Below are 14,310 nucleotides of genomic sequence, written 5' to 3' on the forward strand. Positions count from 1 at the left end.
GTTTCACATTTCCATCACGGCTTGCGCACTACAATGCTCGTCACAGCGATGATTTGAACCCATAGGAATGACAGCACCATGACATCGAACGACAGCGCGACGCCGGGCACGACGCTCGAACGCGGCGCGGGCGTTGCCGTCTGGCGGCAGATCGAGCAGATTCTCGCGGCCGAGATCGCAGCCAGCGGCTTCGGCGAAGAAGGCCGCTTGCCCAGCGAGGCCGAACTCGCCAAACGCTTCGACGTGAACCGGCACACCGTGCGCCGCGCCATGCTGGGGCTGGCCGCACTGGGCCTCGTCAGCGTGGAACAGGGGCGCGGCACCTTCGTGCAACCCGGCGCGATCGACTATACGATCGGCCGCCGTACGCGCTTCACAGAGAACCTGCGTCAGCAGCGTCACGCGGCGGCGGGCACGATGCTGTCGGCCACGCGCGTGAAGGCCGAGCCGAGCGTCGCGAAGGCGCTCGCTCTGCGGGCCGGCGCGGCGGTCTACCGGATCGAATCGCTGCACGAGTCCGACGGCGTGCCGCTCACTTTCGCGCGCAACTGGTATCCCGCCACGCGTTTCGCGAATCTGCCCGACGTGCTGGAGCGCACCGGCAGCATCACGAAGTCGATGGCCGAGTTCGGCGTGACCGACTATCTGCGCAAGTGGAGCCGTATCGGCAGCGTGCTGCCCGACCCGGAAGTGGCGCGGCGCTTGAACATCAACCGTCAGCAACCGGTGCTGTGGGTCGAGAACGTCGACGTCGATCTGCAAGGCACGCCGATCAAATACGGCTTCACGCATTTCGCGGCGGATCGCGTGCAATTGCTGGTGGAGCACGACCTGTGAGCGGCGCCGCGTGGAGCGACGCTGCGCGTTTCGCCGTGTATTACGCGCCCTCGCGTGAGTCCGCATGGTGGCGCGCCGGCTCGGCATGGCTCGGCCGCGATGCGCAAAGCGGCGAGGCATGCGTGCCGCCGCAACCGCCAGGCTTGTCGCGTCCTCTGATGGAATTGACCGAAGCACCGCGCCGCTATGGCTGGCATGGCACGCTGGTCGCGCCGTTCCGTCTCGCCGACGGGATGACGCAAGACGATCTGCTGGCCGCGACGCGCGCATGGGCGCTCACGCAACCGACGTTCAGCTTGCCGGTGCAAGCCGCAACGCTCGGCGATTTCGTCGCGCTGCGCCCCGCGGATCAGCAAGGCGAAGCAAGCATGCGCGCGCTCGCGGCGAGCGCGCTGCAAACGCTCGATGCCTTGCGCGCGCGGCCGTCGGCGGCCGATCTCGCGCGCCGGCTCGCCGCGCCGCTGAGCGAACCGCAGCGTGCGTTGCTGGTCGAATGGGGCTATCCGTATGTGTTCGACGAATTCCGTTTTCACATGACGCTGTCCAGTTCGCTCACCGACGCCGGCGAGCGCGCGGCGCTGGTTGCGTGGTGGCGGCAGCAAACGCCCACGCTCGGCCCGCTCGCGATCGATCACGCCGCGCTCTTCGTCGAGCCGTCGCCCGGTGAGCCGTTCGTGTTGTGGCAGCGTGTGCCGTTTCAGACCCACGAGGTGAAATAACGATGGCAGGCCGTTTGATCTATGTGATGGGGCCGTCCGGCGCGGGCAAGGACTCGCTGCTGGAATTCGCGCGCAAGCGTCTGATGGGCGAGCCGATTCTGTTCGCGCATCGCTACATCACGCGGCCGAGCGGCCACGGCGAAGCGCATGTCGCATTGAGCGTCGAGGAGTTCGCGGTCCGCTCGGTGCTGGGGTTGTTCGCGCTGGAGTGGTCGAGCCATTCGCTGCGCTATGGCATCGGCATCGAACTCGACACGTGGCTGGCGAGCGGCTGCACGGTGGTCGTCAACGGTTCGCGGCAGTATGTGCGGCATACACTGGCGCGTTATCCGCAGACCGAAGTCGTGCACGTGGACGCCGCGCCGCATATTCTCGCAGCGCGTCTTGGCATGCGGGCGCGTGAATCGGCGGAGCAGGTCGCGGCGCGGCTCGCGCGGCGTGCGCCGTTTTCCTTGCCCGATAGTGTTCGTTGCACGACCATCGACAATTCCGGCCGCCTCGAAGACGCCGGACAGGCACTGGTCGCGTTTCTGCTGGAACGCGCCGTCGTTAAGTAAGCCGAACTATTCGGCCGAGGCCATCCGCTCGCGCGTCGCCTGCTGCAAACACGACACGAACTGCCGCACGGCTGGAGTCGGCAGCAGGTCACGCCGCGAGATAATGCTGAGATCGTAATTCGGCAGCGCGTCTTCGATCTGCGCGACACGGATGCCGAGCGGCGCGACCATCTGCGCGAGCGGCCTCGTAAAGCAGCCGATCACGTCGGTCTGCGAGACCAGCCCCAACGTCACCGCGAACGACGACGGCGCGCGCACCAGGCGCTTCGGCACCGGCAGGCCGTGCGCGTTGAACATCGCCATCATCACGCTGTGCGGAAAGTGATCGGCGCCGACGGTCGCGATCCACTCCGCGTCGAGCAGCTCGTGCAGCCGCGTGACGTTCGCGAGCGGATGCCCGGCGCGCATCGCGACGACGAACTGTGTGGAGTAGAGCGGCACTTGCACCAGATCGCTGTCGAGCGCCTGCACGTGATGAAGCGCCGCGATGTCGAGGGCGCCGTTGCGCAAACGCGCGAGCGCGTCGGGAATCGTCACTTCTTCCAGGTGCAGATTCACCAGCGGCATTTTCCGGCGAAAGTTCGACACCGCGTGCGGCAGCGCGGTGAGCGCGATCGACGGCATCGTGCCCACGCTCACCTTGCCGGCCAGTTCCCCCTTCACCTGCTCGACGGCTTCGACCGTGCGCCGCATGTCGCCCAGCAACCGCTCGGCGCGCGGCAGCAGCGCGAGTCCGCATGCCGTCAATTCGATCCCGCGCACGCTGCGCACCATCAGCTCCGCGTTCAGCGCGCTCTCCAGCTCGCGAATCGTGTGCGTGACGGCGGGCTGCGTCACGCCGAGTTCGCGCGCGGCAGCCCGCAAGCTGCGGTGATGCGCGGCTGCGACGAAGGCCTGCAACTGCTGCAGCTTCATGAGGGTAATCCTCTATATAAAGGATGTTGATCGGGGTAAAAAAAATAGCATCTTATTCGAACAAAATGGGGCGGCTATAGTGCGGGGCTGTTCGCCGCGTGCCGCGCGGCCTGAATCCCCGGAGCAACCGAGATGAGCGAAGCCGACCGTTTTACTGCGCGTTTTACCGAAGTGTCCGACCTGGAGCCCGCCGCGCCGGGGCTGCGCGAGATTCGCCAGCACATTCACCACCATCCGGAACTGGCCTACGAGGAGCTGCAAACCGGCGCGCTGGTCGCGCAGAAGCTCGAACAGTGGGGCTGGCAGGTCACGCGCGGGGTCGGCCAGACGGGTGTGGTGGGCACGCTGAAGGTTGGCGACGGTGCGCGCAGCATCGGCATTCGCGCGGACATGGACGCGCTGCCGATCGTCGAGCAAACGGGTCTGCCGTATGCGAGCGGCAGCCACGGCAAGATGCACGCCTGCGGCCACGACGGCCACACGACGATGTTGCTGGGCGCCGCGCAGCATCTGGCCGCCACCCGCAACTTCTCGGGCACCGTGCATCTGTACTTTCAGCCGGCCGAGGAAAGCGGCGTTGACAGCGGCGCGCTGAAAATGATCAACGACGGCCTGTTCGAACGCTTTCCGTGCGACGCCGTGTTCGGCGTGCACAACCATCCCGGCGCGGAGCCCGGCGTGCTGCTGTTCCGCAAGGGGCCGTTCATGTCGGCGGGCGACAAGGCGATCATCACGATCGAGGGCGTCGGCGGCCATGCGGCGCGTCCGCATCTGACAGTCGATCCGGTGGTGGTCGCGGCGAGCATCGTGATGGCTTTGCAGACGATCGTCGCGCGCAACGTCGATCCGTCGCAGCCGGCGGTGGTGACGGTCGGCTCGATGCACGCGGGCACCGCGAACAATGTGATTTCGAGCAGCGCGAAACTCGAACTGAGCGTGCGGTCATTCAGCCCCGCAGTACGCGCGCTGCTGAAGAAGCGCATTACCGAGCTGGCGGAAACCCAGGCCGCGAGCTATGGCGGCAAGGCGGTGGTCGAATACATCGAAGGCTATCCGGTGGTCATCAATTCGGAGGCCGAAACGGATTTCGCGGTGCAGGTGGCGCGCGAACTGGTCGGCGACGACAAGGTGGTCGCGCAGACCGACATCCTGATGGGCAGCGAAGATTTCGCCTTCATGCTGCACAAGCGGCCGGGCACGTTCCTGCGGATCGGCAACGGCGCGGGCGAGGACGCCTGCATGGTGCACAACCCGCACTACGATTTCAACGATCGCAACCTGCCGGTCGGGGCGGCGTTCTGGGCGCGGCTGGTGGAGCGGTATCTGGGGCAGTGACGAGGCACATGAACAGGTAGTGAGCAGCGCCAGCCGCGCGCCGCAGCTGGCCGACACGACGACGAAAAAAAGGCGCGCAGCCGAAGCTTCATGATCGGGCCGCGACGCCCGCTCGCGCTTTGATCACCCGCGCCGCGCCACCATCTCCGACACCGTCTGCGCCGCCTGCTGCAACGGCTCCAGAAACGCCTTCACCATCTGCCTGGCCGAATTGCGCTGCGCGTTGCCGCTGATGTTCATCGCGGCGATCACGCGCCCCTGGCGATTGCGGATCGGCGCGGACAGCGAAATCAGCCCGCCTTCCAGTTCCTGATCGACGATTGCCCAACCCTGGCGGCGCACCTGCGCGATCAGCTTCTTCAGCTCTTCCTTGTCGGTGACGGTGCGCGGCGTGTGCGCGTAGAGCGGCGTCGAACCGAGGGTCGCGTCGAGCGTCTCGTCGTCGAGCGCGGCCAGCAGCACGCGGCCCATCGACGTGCAATACGCGGGCAGCCGGCTGCCGATCGACAGGTTGATGGTCATGATCTTGTGGGTCGGCACGCGCAGCACATAGACGATCTCGGTGCGGTCGAGCACGGCCGCCGAGCAGCTCTCGTGCACCTGCGCCGACAGTTGCTCCATCACCGGCTCGGCGAGATTCCAGAACGGCATCGAGGTCAGATACGCGAAGCCCAGGTCGAGAATCTTCGGCGTGAGGCGGAACAGCCGCCCCTCGGCTTCCACGTAGCCGAGCGTTTGCAGTGTCAGCAGAATGCGGCGCGCGCCGGCGCGCGTGAGACCGGTCGCCGCGGCGACATCGGTGAGCGTCTGTTCGGGGCGGGTCGCGTCGAACGCGCGGATCACCGCGAGTCCCCGTGCGAAGGACTGCACATACGAGTCGCCCGGCTTGTCCGGGGCCGGTTCGGCGCTGACGGGAACGGCGGAAGACGGCGGCAGGGCTTTGCTCATGGGCCTTGAAAGATGCATTCGGGAAAGTGCGCCGGCGGCCGCGCCGCTCCTCGCGACGCGCTACTGCGCAAAGGCGTGACGATAGCTTAAGCCTTCTGTTTCGCCAACTTCACGCAAAATTGTTCCCGGCTCCCAGGGTTTGCGCGGATGCCGAACGCATCCAAAATTTGTATGATGACCCGACAACATGGTCAATCGAGGCATCGATGTTCGAGAAGATTCCTGCGCGGGCGTTGAGCGACACCGTCGCGCAGCAGCTGCTCAAGCAGATCGACAAAGGCACCTTCGAGCGCGGCGGCAAGCTGCCGACCGAAGCCGCGCTCGCGCAGCAGTTCGGCGTGAGCCGCACGGTGATCCGCGAGGCGATCTCGCGGCTGAAGAACGAGGGTGTGGTCGAGCCGCGCCAGGGCAGCGGCGTGTTCATCGCGGCGCACGGCGCGATCCGGCCGTTGCGCATCGACTACGCCGAGGCGGTCGAGCCCGGCTCGGTGGTGCAGATTCTCGCGCTGCGCCGCGCGATCGAAGCCGAGGTGGCGTCGGAAGCCGCGATGCGCCGCAGCGACGCCGACATGGCGTCGATCGACGTGGCGCTCGCGCGCATCGAACAGGCGGTGGCCGAAGGCGAGGACGGCGTCGCCGAAGACGTCGCGTTCCATCGCGCGATCGCGGCGGCCACCGGCAATCCGTATTTCCTCAAAACGCTCACGTTCCTGAACCAGTACCTGGAAGCGGGCACGGTCGTCACGCGCCGCAACGAAGCATTGCGAGAGGACTTCTCGCGCCAGGTGCGCGAAGAGCACGCGGCCATCGCCGCCGCGATTCGCGCGGGCGACCCGATGGCCGCGCGCAATGCGGCGCAAACCCATATGTACAACGCCGCGCGGCGGCTCGCGGAAGCGGGCATTTGCTGAGCCGGGCGGGTGCGCGAGTGGCGTCCGGTGAACGGATGATGTGAACCGGCGCGATAACGCTTAACGAATCTTGAGAGGTCACGCATGTCGAGAAATGTCGGTGTCATCGGTCTGGGCGCGATGGGCCTGGGTGTCGCGCGCTCGTTGTTGCGCGCGGGCTTTCGGGTCCATGCGTGCGATCTGCGCAGCGAGGTGCTGCAGGCGTTCGTCGCCGAAGGCGGCATAGGATGCGCGACGCCCGCGGAACTCGGCGCGCAATGCGACGTGGTCGTCACGCTGGTCGTGAACGCCGCGCAAACCGAAGCCGTGCTGTGCGGCGAGCAGGGCGCGCTCGCCGCGATGAAGCAGGGCGGCGTGGTGATCGCGAGCGCGACGGTCGCGCCGGACTTCGCGATCCAGCTCGGCAAACGGGTCGAGGCGGCCGGTTTGCAGATGCTCGACGCGCCGGTCTCGGGCGGCGCGGCGCGCGCGGCCTCCGGCGAGATGACGATGATGACGTCCGGACCGGCGGCGGCCTATGCCGCCTGCGAGGACGTGCTGGCCGCGATGGCCGGCAAGGTGTATCGCCTCGGCTTGGCGCATGGCGCGGGCTCGAAGGTGAAGATCATCAACCAGTTGCTGGCCGGCGTGCATATCGCGGTGGCCGCCGAGGCGATGGCGCTCGGTCTGCGCGAAGGTGTCGATCCCGACGCGCTATACGACGTGATCACGCACAGCGCCGGCAATTCGTGGATGTTCGAGAACCGCGTGCCCCATATTCTCGCCGGCGACTACACGCCGTTGTCGGCGGTCGATATTTTCGTCAAGGACCTCGGGCTCGTGCTCGATACCGCGCGCCGCTCGAAATTCCCGCTGCCGTTGTCGGCGGCCGCGCATCAGATGTTCATGATGGCGTCCACGGCCGGTCACGGCGGCGAGGACGATTCGGCGGTGATCAAGATTTTCCCCGGCATCGATGTGCCGGCGGCGAAGTGAGCGAGGAGCACGCCATGACGGCTAACACGCAACGCGCGCTGCTCGGCTGCATCGCCGACGACTTCACCGGCGCGACCGATCTCGCCAACATGCTGGTGCGCGGCGGCATGCGCACGGTGCAGACCATCGGCGTGCCGGAGTCGAACGAAACGCTCGAGGCCGACGCGCTGGTGGTCGCGCTGAAGTCGCGCACGATCCCCGCCGCCGACGCCATCGCGCAATCGCTTGCCGCGCTCGACTGGCTGCGCGCGCAAGGCTGCCGGCAATTCTTCTTCAAGTACTGCTCGACTTTCGATTCGACCGATGCGGGCAACATCGGCCAGGTGACCGATGCATTGCTCGACGCGCTGGCCGCCGAGCGCCACGCCAGTGTTTTTACGATCGCCTGTCCGGCATTTCCGGAGAACGGCCGCACGATCTTTCGCGGCCATCTGTTCGTCGGCGACGTGCTGCTCAACGAGTCGGGGATGGAGAACCATCCGCTCACGCCGATGCGTGATGCGAACCTCGTGCGCGTGCTGCAACGTCAGACGCGGTCGAAAGTCGGCCTCGTTCGGTACGACGCGGTGGCCAAGGGTGTGTCGAGCGTGCGCGCGTCGTTCGACGCGTTGCGCGGCGGCGGCGTGCGCATGGCGATCGCCGACGCGGTGTCCGACGCCGATCTCCACGTGCTCGGCGAAGCCTGCGCGGATCTCACGCTGATCACGGGCGGCTCCGGCGTCGCGCTGGGCTTGCCGGCCAACTTCCGGCGCGCGGGTCTGCTCGCGGAACAGGCCGACGCCGCACAGTTGCCGCGCGTCGAAGGCTTGTCGGCGGTGCTGGCCGGCAGCGCGTCGAAAGCGACCAACGCGCAGGTGGCGGCATGGCGCGCGAACCGGCCGGCGTTTCGCATCGATCCGCTTGCGGCCGCGCGTGGCGAAGCCGTCGTCGAGGAGGCGCTGGCCTTCGCGCAGACGCATCTCGAACGCGCCGAGCCCGTGCTGATCTACGCGACCGCCACGCCCGACGAGGTCAAGGCGGTGCAGCGCGAACTCGGCGTCAACGAAGCGGGGCATCTGGTCGAAACCACGCTGGCGTCGATCGCGCGCGGCTTGCGCGAACGCGGCGTGCGCAAGTTCGTGGTGGCGGGCGGCGAGACCTCGGGCGCGGTCGTGCAGGCACTCGACGTGCGCACGCTGCGCATCGGCGCGCAGATCGATCCGGGCGTGCCGGCCACGGCGACGACCGGCGCCGAGCCGCTCGCGCTCGCGCTGAAGTCGGGCAACTTCGGCACGACCGATTTCTTCGACAAGGCCTTGCGTCATCTCGAGGGAGACGCGCGATGAGCGCCACGCCCGCACTCCACACGACCAACGAGGCCCGCGTGCGCGAGGAAATCTGCGTGAATGGCGCGAGTCTGCATCAGCGCGGCTATACGGTGGGCACTGCCGGCAACATCAGTGCGCGTCTGGACGACGGTTGGCTGATCACGCCCACCGACGCCTGTCTCGGCCGCCTCGATCCGGCCGATATCGCCAAGGTCGATTTCGACGGCAACGCGGTGTCGGGCGGCAAGCCGTCGAAAACGCTGGCGCTGCATCGCGGCATCTATGCGCGCAACCGCGAAGCGCGCGGCATCGTGCATACGCATTCGACGCATCTGGTCGCGCTGACGCTCGCCGGTGTGTGGAGCGAGACGGACGTGCTGCCGCCGCTCACGCCGTACTACGTGATGAAAGTGGGCCACGTGCCGCTGATTCGCTACAGCCGTCCCGGCGATCCGCAAGTGGCCGCGCAGATCGCCGCGCTCGCCGACCGCGTGCGCGCGGTGCTGCTGGAGCGTCTAGGCCCGGTGGTGTGGGAGCGTTCCGTCGCACAGGCCTCTTACGCGCTCGAAGAACTCGAAGAGACCGCGCGCTTGTGGCTGATGACGAATCCGCGACCCGCGCCGCTCGACGCAACCGCCATCGAAGAACTGCGCGCAGTGTTCGGCGCGCGCTGGTAGAACCCGACACAACGAAGCCATGCCGCCCCCCGGCGCACATCCGGCTATTCATGGAAGGAGACAATGCATGAGTTCGTATCAGACCGCAGCCACCCGTCCCGTCGCCGCTCACGCGGCACAGCCCGGCGCTGCCGAAGTTGAGCGCACCTACAAAAAGGTGTTCTGGCGCATCGTGCCGTTTCTGATGCTGTGCTATGTGGTCGCGTATCTGGACCGCGTGAACGTCGGTTTCGCGAAGCTGCAGATGTCGCAGGATCTCGCGTTCAGCGAAACGGTGTTCGGGCTGGGCGCCGGTGTGTTCTTCATCGGCTACTTCCTGTTCGAGTTGCCGAGCAACATCCTGATGCACAAGCTCGGCGCGCGTATCTGGATCGCGCGGATCATGATCACGTGGGGAGTGATGTCGGCGCTGTTCGTGTTCGTGAAGACGCCGATGCAGTTCTATCTGCTGCGCTTCCTGCTGGGTCTCGCCGAAGCCGGTTTCTATCCGGGCGTGATCCTGTACCTGACCTACTGGTTTCCGTCGCATCGGCGCGCGAAGATCATCGCGGTGTTCATGTCGGCGATTCCGGTGTCGGGGATTTTCGGCAACCCGCTGTCCGGCTGGATCATGCAGGCGTTCCATGAGAGCTCGGGTTTCGCGGGCTGGCAATGGATGTTCATGATCGAAGCGATTCCCGCGATCGCGATCGGTATCGCGACGATCCTGTATCTCGACAACGGCATCGCCAGTGCGAAATGGCTGAGCGAACGCGAGAAGCAGCTGCTCGCCGATGAAATCGCCGCCGCGCAGCCGCAGGAAAAAACCCACAAGCATTCGCTCGGCGCGGTGTTCCGCGATCCGCGCACGTGGTGGATGTCGCTGATCTATTTCGCGTTCGTCACCGGGCAATACGGGCTGACGTTCTGGATGCCGACGCTCGTCAAATCGACCGGCGTGAGCGGCGCGTTCAATATCGGTCTGCTCAGCGCGATTCCGTTTCTGTGCGCGATCGTCGTGATGAACGTGATGGGGCATAGCGCCGACAAGCGCCGCGAGCGTCGCTGGCATCTGATCGTGCCGGCGCTGTTCGGCGCAATCGGCTTCACGGTGGCCGCGACGTTCGCGCATAACACGGTGGTGTCGATCGCGTTTCTGTCGCTCGCCGCAGCCGGCGTGCTGACCTGCGCGCCGCTCTTCTGGTCGCTGCCCACCGCGTTCATGTCGGGTGCGAGCGCGGCGGCCGGCATCGCGATCGTCAATTCGATCGGCAACCTCGCGGGCTTCGCGAGCCCGTACATGATCGGCTATCTGAAGGACCTCACGCACAGCACGCAGACCGGCATGTATGTGCTGGCCGGCATGCTGGTGATCGGCGCGATCGCCACATGGCTCACGCCGGCGAAGCTGGTCAATCGCTAAATCGACATCGACGCGCGGCGCACGCATTCATTGTTCGCGCCGCGCGCCGGATCACACCATTTTCAAGGAGTTGCCGCCATGCCGCGTTTCGCCGCCAACCTGACGATGATGTACAACGAGCACGCTTTCCTCGACCGTTTCGCCGCTGCGGCGAAAGACGGCTTCGAAGCGGTCGAATATCTGTTTCCGTACGATTTCCGCGCGGGCGAGTTGAAGGCGCGGCTCGACGCGCACGGTCTGACGCAGGCGCTTTTCAATGCGCCGCCCGGCGACTGGGCCGGCGGCGAGCGCGGCATCGCTTCGCTGCCGGGCCGCGAGGACGAGTTCCGCCGCGGCTTCGAGATCGCGCTCGAATACGCGCGCGTGCTCGGCAATCGCAAGGTGCACGTGATGGCCGGGCTGATCGGCGCGGATCAGCCGCGCCCGAAACATCGCGACGTGTATCTGAAGAATCTCGCGCATGCGGCGCAGGCCGCGCAGGCCGAGAACATCATGGTGCTGATCGAGCCGATCAACACGCGCGACATGCCGGGCTTCTTCCTGAACCGTCAGGACGACGCGCAGGCGATCTGCGCGGAAGTCGGCGCGCCGAATCTCAAGGTGCAGTTCGACTGCTATCACTGCCAGATCGTCGAGGGCGATCTCGCGGTGAAACTGAAACGCGATATGGCCGGCATCGGCCACATCCAGATTGCGGGCGTGCCGGAGCGGCACGAGCCCGACATCGGCGAATTGAACTACCCGTATCTGCTGGAACTGATCGACTCGCTCGGCTACGACGGCTATATCGGTTGCGAGTACCGGCCGCGCGCGGCCACTTCGGCTGGCCTCGGCTGGCTCAAGCCGTATCTGGACGCGAAGCGCTAACACCTCACTACGACGGACACCCAACATGAAAGTACTGATTACCGGCGGCGCGGGATTTCTCGGCCAGCGCCTCGCACGTGAGCTGCTCGCGCGCGGCTCCGTGAAGGACCCGCAAGGCGCGCCGCAAGCGATTACCGAACTGGTGCTGCTCGACGTGGTGCGCGCCGGCGACTTCGGCGACAGCCGCGTGCGCACGGAGGTGGGCGACATCGCCGAGCGCAGCGTGCTGGAGCGCGCGATCGACGACCAGACCGCGGCGATCTTCCATCTGGCGGCGATCGTCAGCGGCCAGGCCGAAGCGGATTTCGATCTCGGCATGCGCATCAATCTGGATGCGTCGCGCCTCCTGCTGGAAGTGTGCCGGCAGCGCGGGCATCGGCCGCGCGTGCTGTTCACGAGTTCGGTTGCGGTCTACGGCGGCGAGCTGCCCGAGGTCGTGCAGAACGATACAGCGTTGAATCCGCAGTCGTCGTATGGCGCGCAGAAGGCGATCGCGGAGTTGCTGCTCAACGACTACGCGCGGCGCGGGTTCGTCGACGGCCGCGTGGTCCGCCTGCCGACCATCAGCGTGCGGCCGGGCCGGCCGAATGCGGCGGCGTCGTCGTTCGCGAGCGGCATCATCCGCGAGCCGCTGAACGGCGAAACGGCGGTGTGTCCGGTGGCGGGTTCGACGCGCTTGTGGCTGCTGTCGCCGCGCCAGGCGATCGAGAGCCTGATCGCCGGGCTCGAACTCGACGCGGCCGCGCTCGGCAATCAGCGCGTGGTGAACCTGCCGGGGATTTCGGTGAGTGTCGACGAGATGATCGCCGCGCTGCGCGAAGTCGCCGGCGACGAAGTCGCGAAGCGGATCGTGCGCGAGCCGGATGCGCGCGTGGAGAAGATCGTCGGCAGCTGGCCGGGGCGCTGGGACACGTCGCGCGCCGAAAAGCTGGGTCTGAGCGGCGAGCGGAGTTTCGCGGATGTGATTCGCGCGTATATCGCGGATGAGGGGATCGAGATTCGCTGACGCGCTACCGGGGCAACGCTGGTGCCGGTGTCCCGACGAGGGCTTGCCGGCGGCCCGGCACGTCGCCACGTCGGCACCCCGGCGCGGCGGCACTCACACGGTCCGCCGCCCCCGGGCCGCCCGCTCGCCGCAGCGCGGGCTTCCGATTCGTCCGACGGTTTGCACCACCCCCACGGCCCGCACGTATTCCCTGGTGCAGGCCGGGCCGCGCTTGACATGGTTTCGCGCACGCGCCTATCATCGAGCCTGGTTGTTCGATATATGACCTTATGTTCGTGTATAGAACAAATGACGATTTCGAGGTCGTCGTTCCCGATCCTGCGCTAAGCTGCTCTGACGTGAGGGCTGCCGTGCCGTCGCTTTCCCCTCGCCCGCCGGGCCGATGCTTTTGCGCATCGCGTCCCGCGCCGGCGCCAGAGCGGCGAGCCGGCCACGGCGCAGCGCACGCAGCACATCAACTGGAGACATCACATGACCGAAGCATTCCTGTGCGACGCGATTCGCACCCCCATTGGCCGCTATGCGGGTTCGCTGTCGTCGGTGCGCGCCGACGATTTGGGCGCGGTGCCGCTCAAGGCGCTGATGGAGCGCAACAAGAGCGTCGACTGGGACGCGATCGACGATGTGATCTACGGCTGCGCGAACCAGGCCGGTGAAGACAACCGCAATGTCGCGCGCATGTCGCTGCTGCTCGCGGGTCTGCCGCAAGGCGTGCCGGGCTCGACGGTGAACCGTCTGTGCGGCTCGGGCATGGACGCGGTCGGCATCGCCGCGCGCGCCATCAAGTCGGGCGAGGCCGCGCTGATGGTGGCGGGCGGCGTCGAAAGCATGAGCCGCGCGCCGTTCGTGATGAGCAAGGCAACCAGCGCGTTTTCGCGCCAGGCCGACATTTACGACACAACGATCGGCTGGCGCTTCGTCAACCCGCTGATGAAAAAGCTGTACGGCGTCGACTCGATGCCCGAGACCGGCGAAAACGTCGCGACGGACTACAACATCAGCCGCGCCGACCAGGACGCGTTCGCGCTGCGCAGCCAGCAGAAGGCGGCTCGCGCGCAACGCGACGGCACGCTGGCGCAGGAAATCGTCGGCGTGACGATCGCGCAGAAGAAGGGCGATCCGATCACGGTGTCGCAAGACGAGCATCCGCGTGAGACCAGCCTCGAAACGCTCGCCAAGCTCAAGGGCGTGGTGCGTCCGGACGGCACGGTGACGGCGGGCAACGCGTCGGGCGTAAACGACGGCGCGGCGGCTCTCCTGCTCGCCAATGAAGACACCGCGAAGCGCTTCGGCCTCACGCCGCGCGCGCGCGTGCTGGGCATCGCCACGGCCGGCGTCGCGCCGCGCGTGATGGGCATCGGCCCGGCGCCCGCCACGCAAAAGCTGCTGGCGCGCCTGAACATGACCATCGACCAGTTCGACGTGATCGAGCTGAACGAGGCGTTCGCTTCGCAAGGTATCGCGGTGCTGCGCGCGCTCGGCGTCGCCGACGACGACGCTCGCGTGAATCCGAACGGCGGCGCGATCGCGCTGGGCCATCCGCTCGGTATGAGCGGTGCGCGTCTGGTGACGACCGCGATGTATCAACTGCATCGCACGCAAGGCCGTTTTGCGTTGTGCACGATGTGTATCGGCGTCGGCCAGGGCATCGCGATCGCCATCGAGCGCGTGTGATGGTTTAGCGTGAGGCGCCGTCGCCGGCGCTTCCGTTTTGCCATGCCTCTTGAACAGCCCCGGCGCTCGTGCGATGGGGCTGTTTCGTTTGGTGCCGCGTGGTTGCCGCATAGGGGTCGCTGGAGTGGAGTCGCTGCGTGCCGTCGGGCGCGTAGAATCGTTCGCGCGATACGTTTGAAG

General features: G+C 66.7%; 14 protein-coding genes. 12 read left to right on the forward strand and 2 right to left on the reverse strand.

Features of this window, described 5'->3' with window-relative positions:
• Positions 1 to 78: 78 nt before the first annotated feature.
• From phnF to phnN, 3 genes are read left to right on the forward strand one after another with little or no spacing between them, the layout of a single operon-like run.
• Positions 79 to 837, forward strand: a complete 759-nt coding sequence (gene phnF / locus PQR02_RS05195; protein ID WP_408226452.1) for a phosphonate metabolism transcriptional regulator PhnF — start codon at positions 79 to 81, stop codon at positions 835 to 837.
• The gene (locus PQR02_RS05200) at positions 834 to 1,556 is read left to right on the forward strand and encodes a DUF1045 domain-containing protein (protein ID WP_408226455.1); all 723 of its coding nucleotides are present in this window, start codon (positions 834 to 836) and stop codon (positions 1,554 to 1,556) included. Before phnF ends, PQR02_RS05200 begins: the two co-directional genes overlap by 4 nt.
• A gap of 2 nt (positions 1,557 to 1,558) precedes the next feature.
• The gene (phnN, locus tag PQR02_RS05205; protein ID WP_408226458.1) at positions 1,559 to 2,113 is read left to right on the forward strand and encodes a phosphonate metabolism protein/1,5-bisphosphokinase (PRPP-forming) PhnN; all 555 of its coding nucleotides are present in this window, start codon (positions 1,559 to 1,561) and stop codon (positions 2,111 to 2,113) included.
• Positions 2,114 to 2,119: 6 nt separating this feature from the next.
• Here the strand turns inward: phnN and PQR02_RS05210 are convergent, their stop codons facing one another.
• The gene (locus PQR02_RS05210; protein WP_408226461.1) at positions 2,120 to 3,028 is read right to left on the reverse strand and encodes a LysR family transcriptional regulator; all 909 of its coding nucleotides are present in this window, start codon (positions 3,026 to 3,028) and stop codon (positions 2,120 to 2,122) included.
• 132 nt (positions 3,029 to 3,160) lie between these two features.
• Between PQR02_RS05210 and PQR02_RS05215 the strand changes: the two genes are divergently transcribed.
• Positions 3,161 to 4,363, forward strand: coding sequence for a M20 aminoacylase family protein (locus tag PQR02_RS05215; protein ID WP_408226464.1), 1,203 nt, complete (start codon positions 3,161 to 3,163; stop codon positions 4,361 to 4,363).
• 123 nt (positions 4,364 to 4,486) lie between these two features.
• On the opposite strand, the gene PQR02_RS05220 is transcribed toward PQR02_RS05215, so the two are convergent.
• Entirely contained in the window at positions 4,487 to 5,311 is an 825-nt protein-coding gene (locus PQR02_RS05220; RefSeq protein ID WP_408226467.1) for an IclR family transcriptional regulator, read from the reverse strand.
• A 206-nt stretch (positions 5,312 to 5,517) separates the two neighbouring features.
• Between PQR02_RS05220 and PQR02_RS05225 the strand changes: the two genes are divergently transcribed.
• The 8 genes from PQR02_RS05225 to pcaF all read left to right on the forward strand — a co-directional run bounded on the left by PQR02_RS05225 (position 5,518) and on the right by pcaF (position 14,130).
• Complete coding sequence (locus PQR02_RS05225; RefSeq protein ID WP_408226470.1) at positions 5,518 to 6,222, forward strand: FadR/GntR family transcriptional regulator; 705 nt, start codon at positions 5,518 to 5,520, stop codon at positions 6,220 to 6,222.
• An 84-nt stretch (positions 6,223 to 6,306) separates the two neighbouring features.
• On the forward strand, positions 6,307 to 7,197 hold the full coding sequence (gene ltnD / locus PQR02_RS05230; protein WP_408226473.1) for an L-threonate dehydrogenase: 891 nt from the start codon (positions 6,307 to 6,309) through the stop codon (positions 7,195 to 7,197).
• A 14-nt stretch (positions 7,198 to 7,211) separates the two neighbouring features.
• A complete protein-coding gene (gene otnK, locus PQR02_RS05235) occupies positions 7,212 to 8,522 on the forward strand; it encodes a 3-oxo-tetronate kinase (RefSeq protein ID WP_408226476.1) in 1,311 nt (436 codons plus the stop codon).
• Positions 8,519 to 9,181, forward strand: coding sequence for a 3-oxo-tetronate 4-phosphate decarboxylase (gene otnC, locus PQR02_RS05240; RefSeq protein ID WP_408226479.1), 663 nt, complete (start codon positions 8,519 to 8,521; stop codon positions 9,179 to 9,181). The genes otnK and otnC overlap by 4 nt, the downstream gene beginning before the upstream one ends.
• Positions 9,182 to 9,248: 67 nt before the next feature.
• Positions 9,249 to 10,583 (forward strand): MFS transporter, encoded by a 1,335-nt coding sequence (locus tag PQR02_RS05245; RefSeq protein WP_408226482.1) that lies wholly within the window; start codon positions 9,249 to 9,251, stop codon positions 10,581 to 10,583.
• Positions 10,584 to 10,661: 78 nt separating this feature from the next.
• Positions 10,662 to 11,450 carry a 2-oxo-tetronate isomerase gene (gene otnI, locus PQR02_RS05250; RefSeq protein WP_408226485.1) on the forward strand — a complete coding sequence of 263 codons (789 nt, stop codon included), beginning with the start codon at positions 10,662 to 10,664 and terminating at the stop codon, positions 11,448 to 11,450.
• 25 nt (positions 11,451 to 11,475) lie between these two features.
• Positions 11,476 to 12,456, forward strand: coding sequence for a D-erythronate dehydrogenase (gene denD / locus PQR02_RS05255; protein WP_408226488.1), 981 nt, complete (start codon positions 11,476 to 11,478; stop codon positions 12,454 to 12,456).
• A 471-nt stretch (positions 12,457 to 12,927) separates the two neighbouring features.
• On the forward strand, positions 12,928 to 14,130 hold the full coding sequence (pcaF, locus tag PQR02_RS05260) for a 3-oxoadipyl-CoA thiolase (RefSeq protein WP_408226491.1): 1,203 nt from the start codon (positions 12,928 to 12,930) through the stop codon (positions 14,128 to 14,130).
• The last annotated feature ends 180 nt before the right edge of the window (positions 14,131 to 14,310 follow it).

The sequence above is a fragment of the Paraburkholderia sediminicola genome, assembly GCF_046026895.1.
GTDB classification, from domain to species: domain Bacteria; phylum Pseudomonadota; class Gammaproteobacteria; order Burkholderiales; family Burkholderiaceae; genus Paraburkholderia; species Paraburkholderia sediminicola_C.

Coding starts and splice junctions, on each gene's coding strand:
- phnF (WP_408226452.1), top strand. CDS start 79: ATGACATCGAACGACAGCGCGACGCCGGGCACGACGCTCGAACGCGGC.
- otnI (WP_408226485.1), top strand. CDS start 10,662: ATGCCGCGTTTCGCCGCCAACCTGACGATGATGTACAACGAGCACGCT.
- PQR02_RS05245 (WP_408226482.1), top strand. CDS start 9,249: ATGAGTTCGTATCAGACCGCAGCCACCCGTCCCGTCGCCGCTCACGCG.
- PQR02_RS05220 (WP_408226467.1), bottom strand. CDS start 5,311: ATGAGCAAAGCCCTGCCGCCGTCTTCCGCCGTTCCCGTCAGCGCCGAA.
- PQR02_RS05210 (WP_408226461.1), bottom strand. CDS start 3,028: ATGAAGCTGCAGCAGTTGCAGGCCTTCGTCGCAGCCGCGCATCACCGC.
- otnK (WP_408226476.1), top strand. CDS start 7,212: ATGACGGCTAACACGCAACGCGCGCTGCTCGGCTGCATCGCCGACGAC.
- pcaF (WP_408226491.1), top strand. CDS start 12,928: ATGACCGAAGCATTCCTGTGCGACGCGATTCGCACCCCCATTGGCCGC.
- otnC (WP_408226479.1), top strand. CDS start 8,519: ATGAGCGCCACGCCCGCACTCCACACGACCAACGAGGCCCGCGTGCGC.
- phnN (WP_408226458.1), top strand. CDS start 1,559: ATGGCAGGCCGTTTGATCTATGTGATGGGGCCGTCCGGCGCGGGCAAG.
- ltnD (WP_408226473.1), top strand. CDS start 6,307: ATGTCGAGAAATGTCGGTGTCATCGGTCTGGGCGCGATGGGCCTGGGT.
- PQR02_RS05215 (WP_408226464.1), top strand. CDS start 3,161: ATGAGCGAAGCCGACCGTTTTACTGCGCGTTTTACCGAAGTGTCCGAC.
- denD (WP_408226488.1), top strand. CDS start 11,476: ATGAAAGTACTGATTACCGGCGGCGCGGGATTTCTCGGCCAGCGCCTC.
- PQR02_RS05225 (WP_408226470.1), top strand. CDS start 5,518: ATGTTCGAGAAGATTCCTGCGCGGGCGTTGAGCGACACCGTCGCGCAG.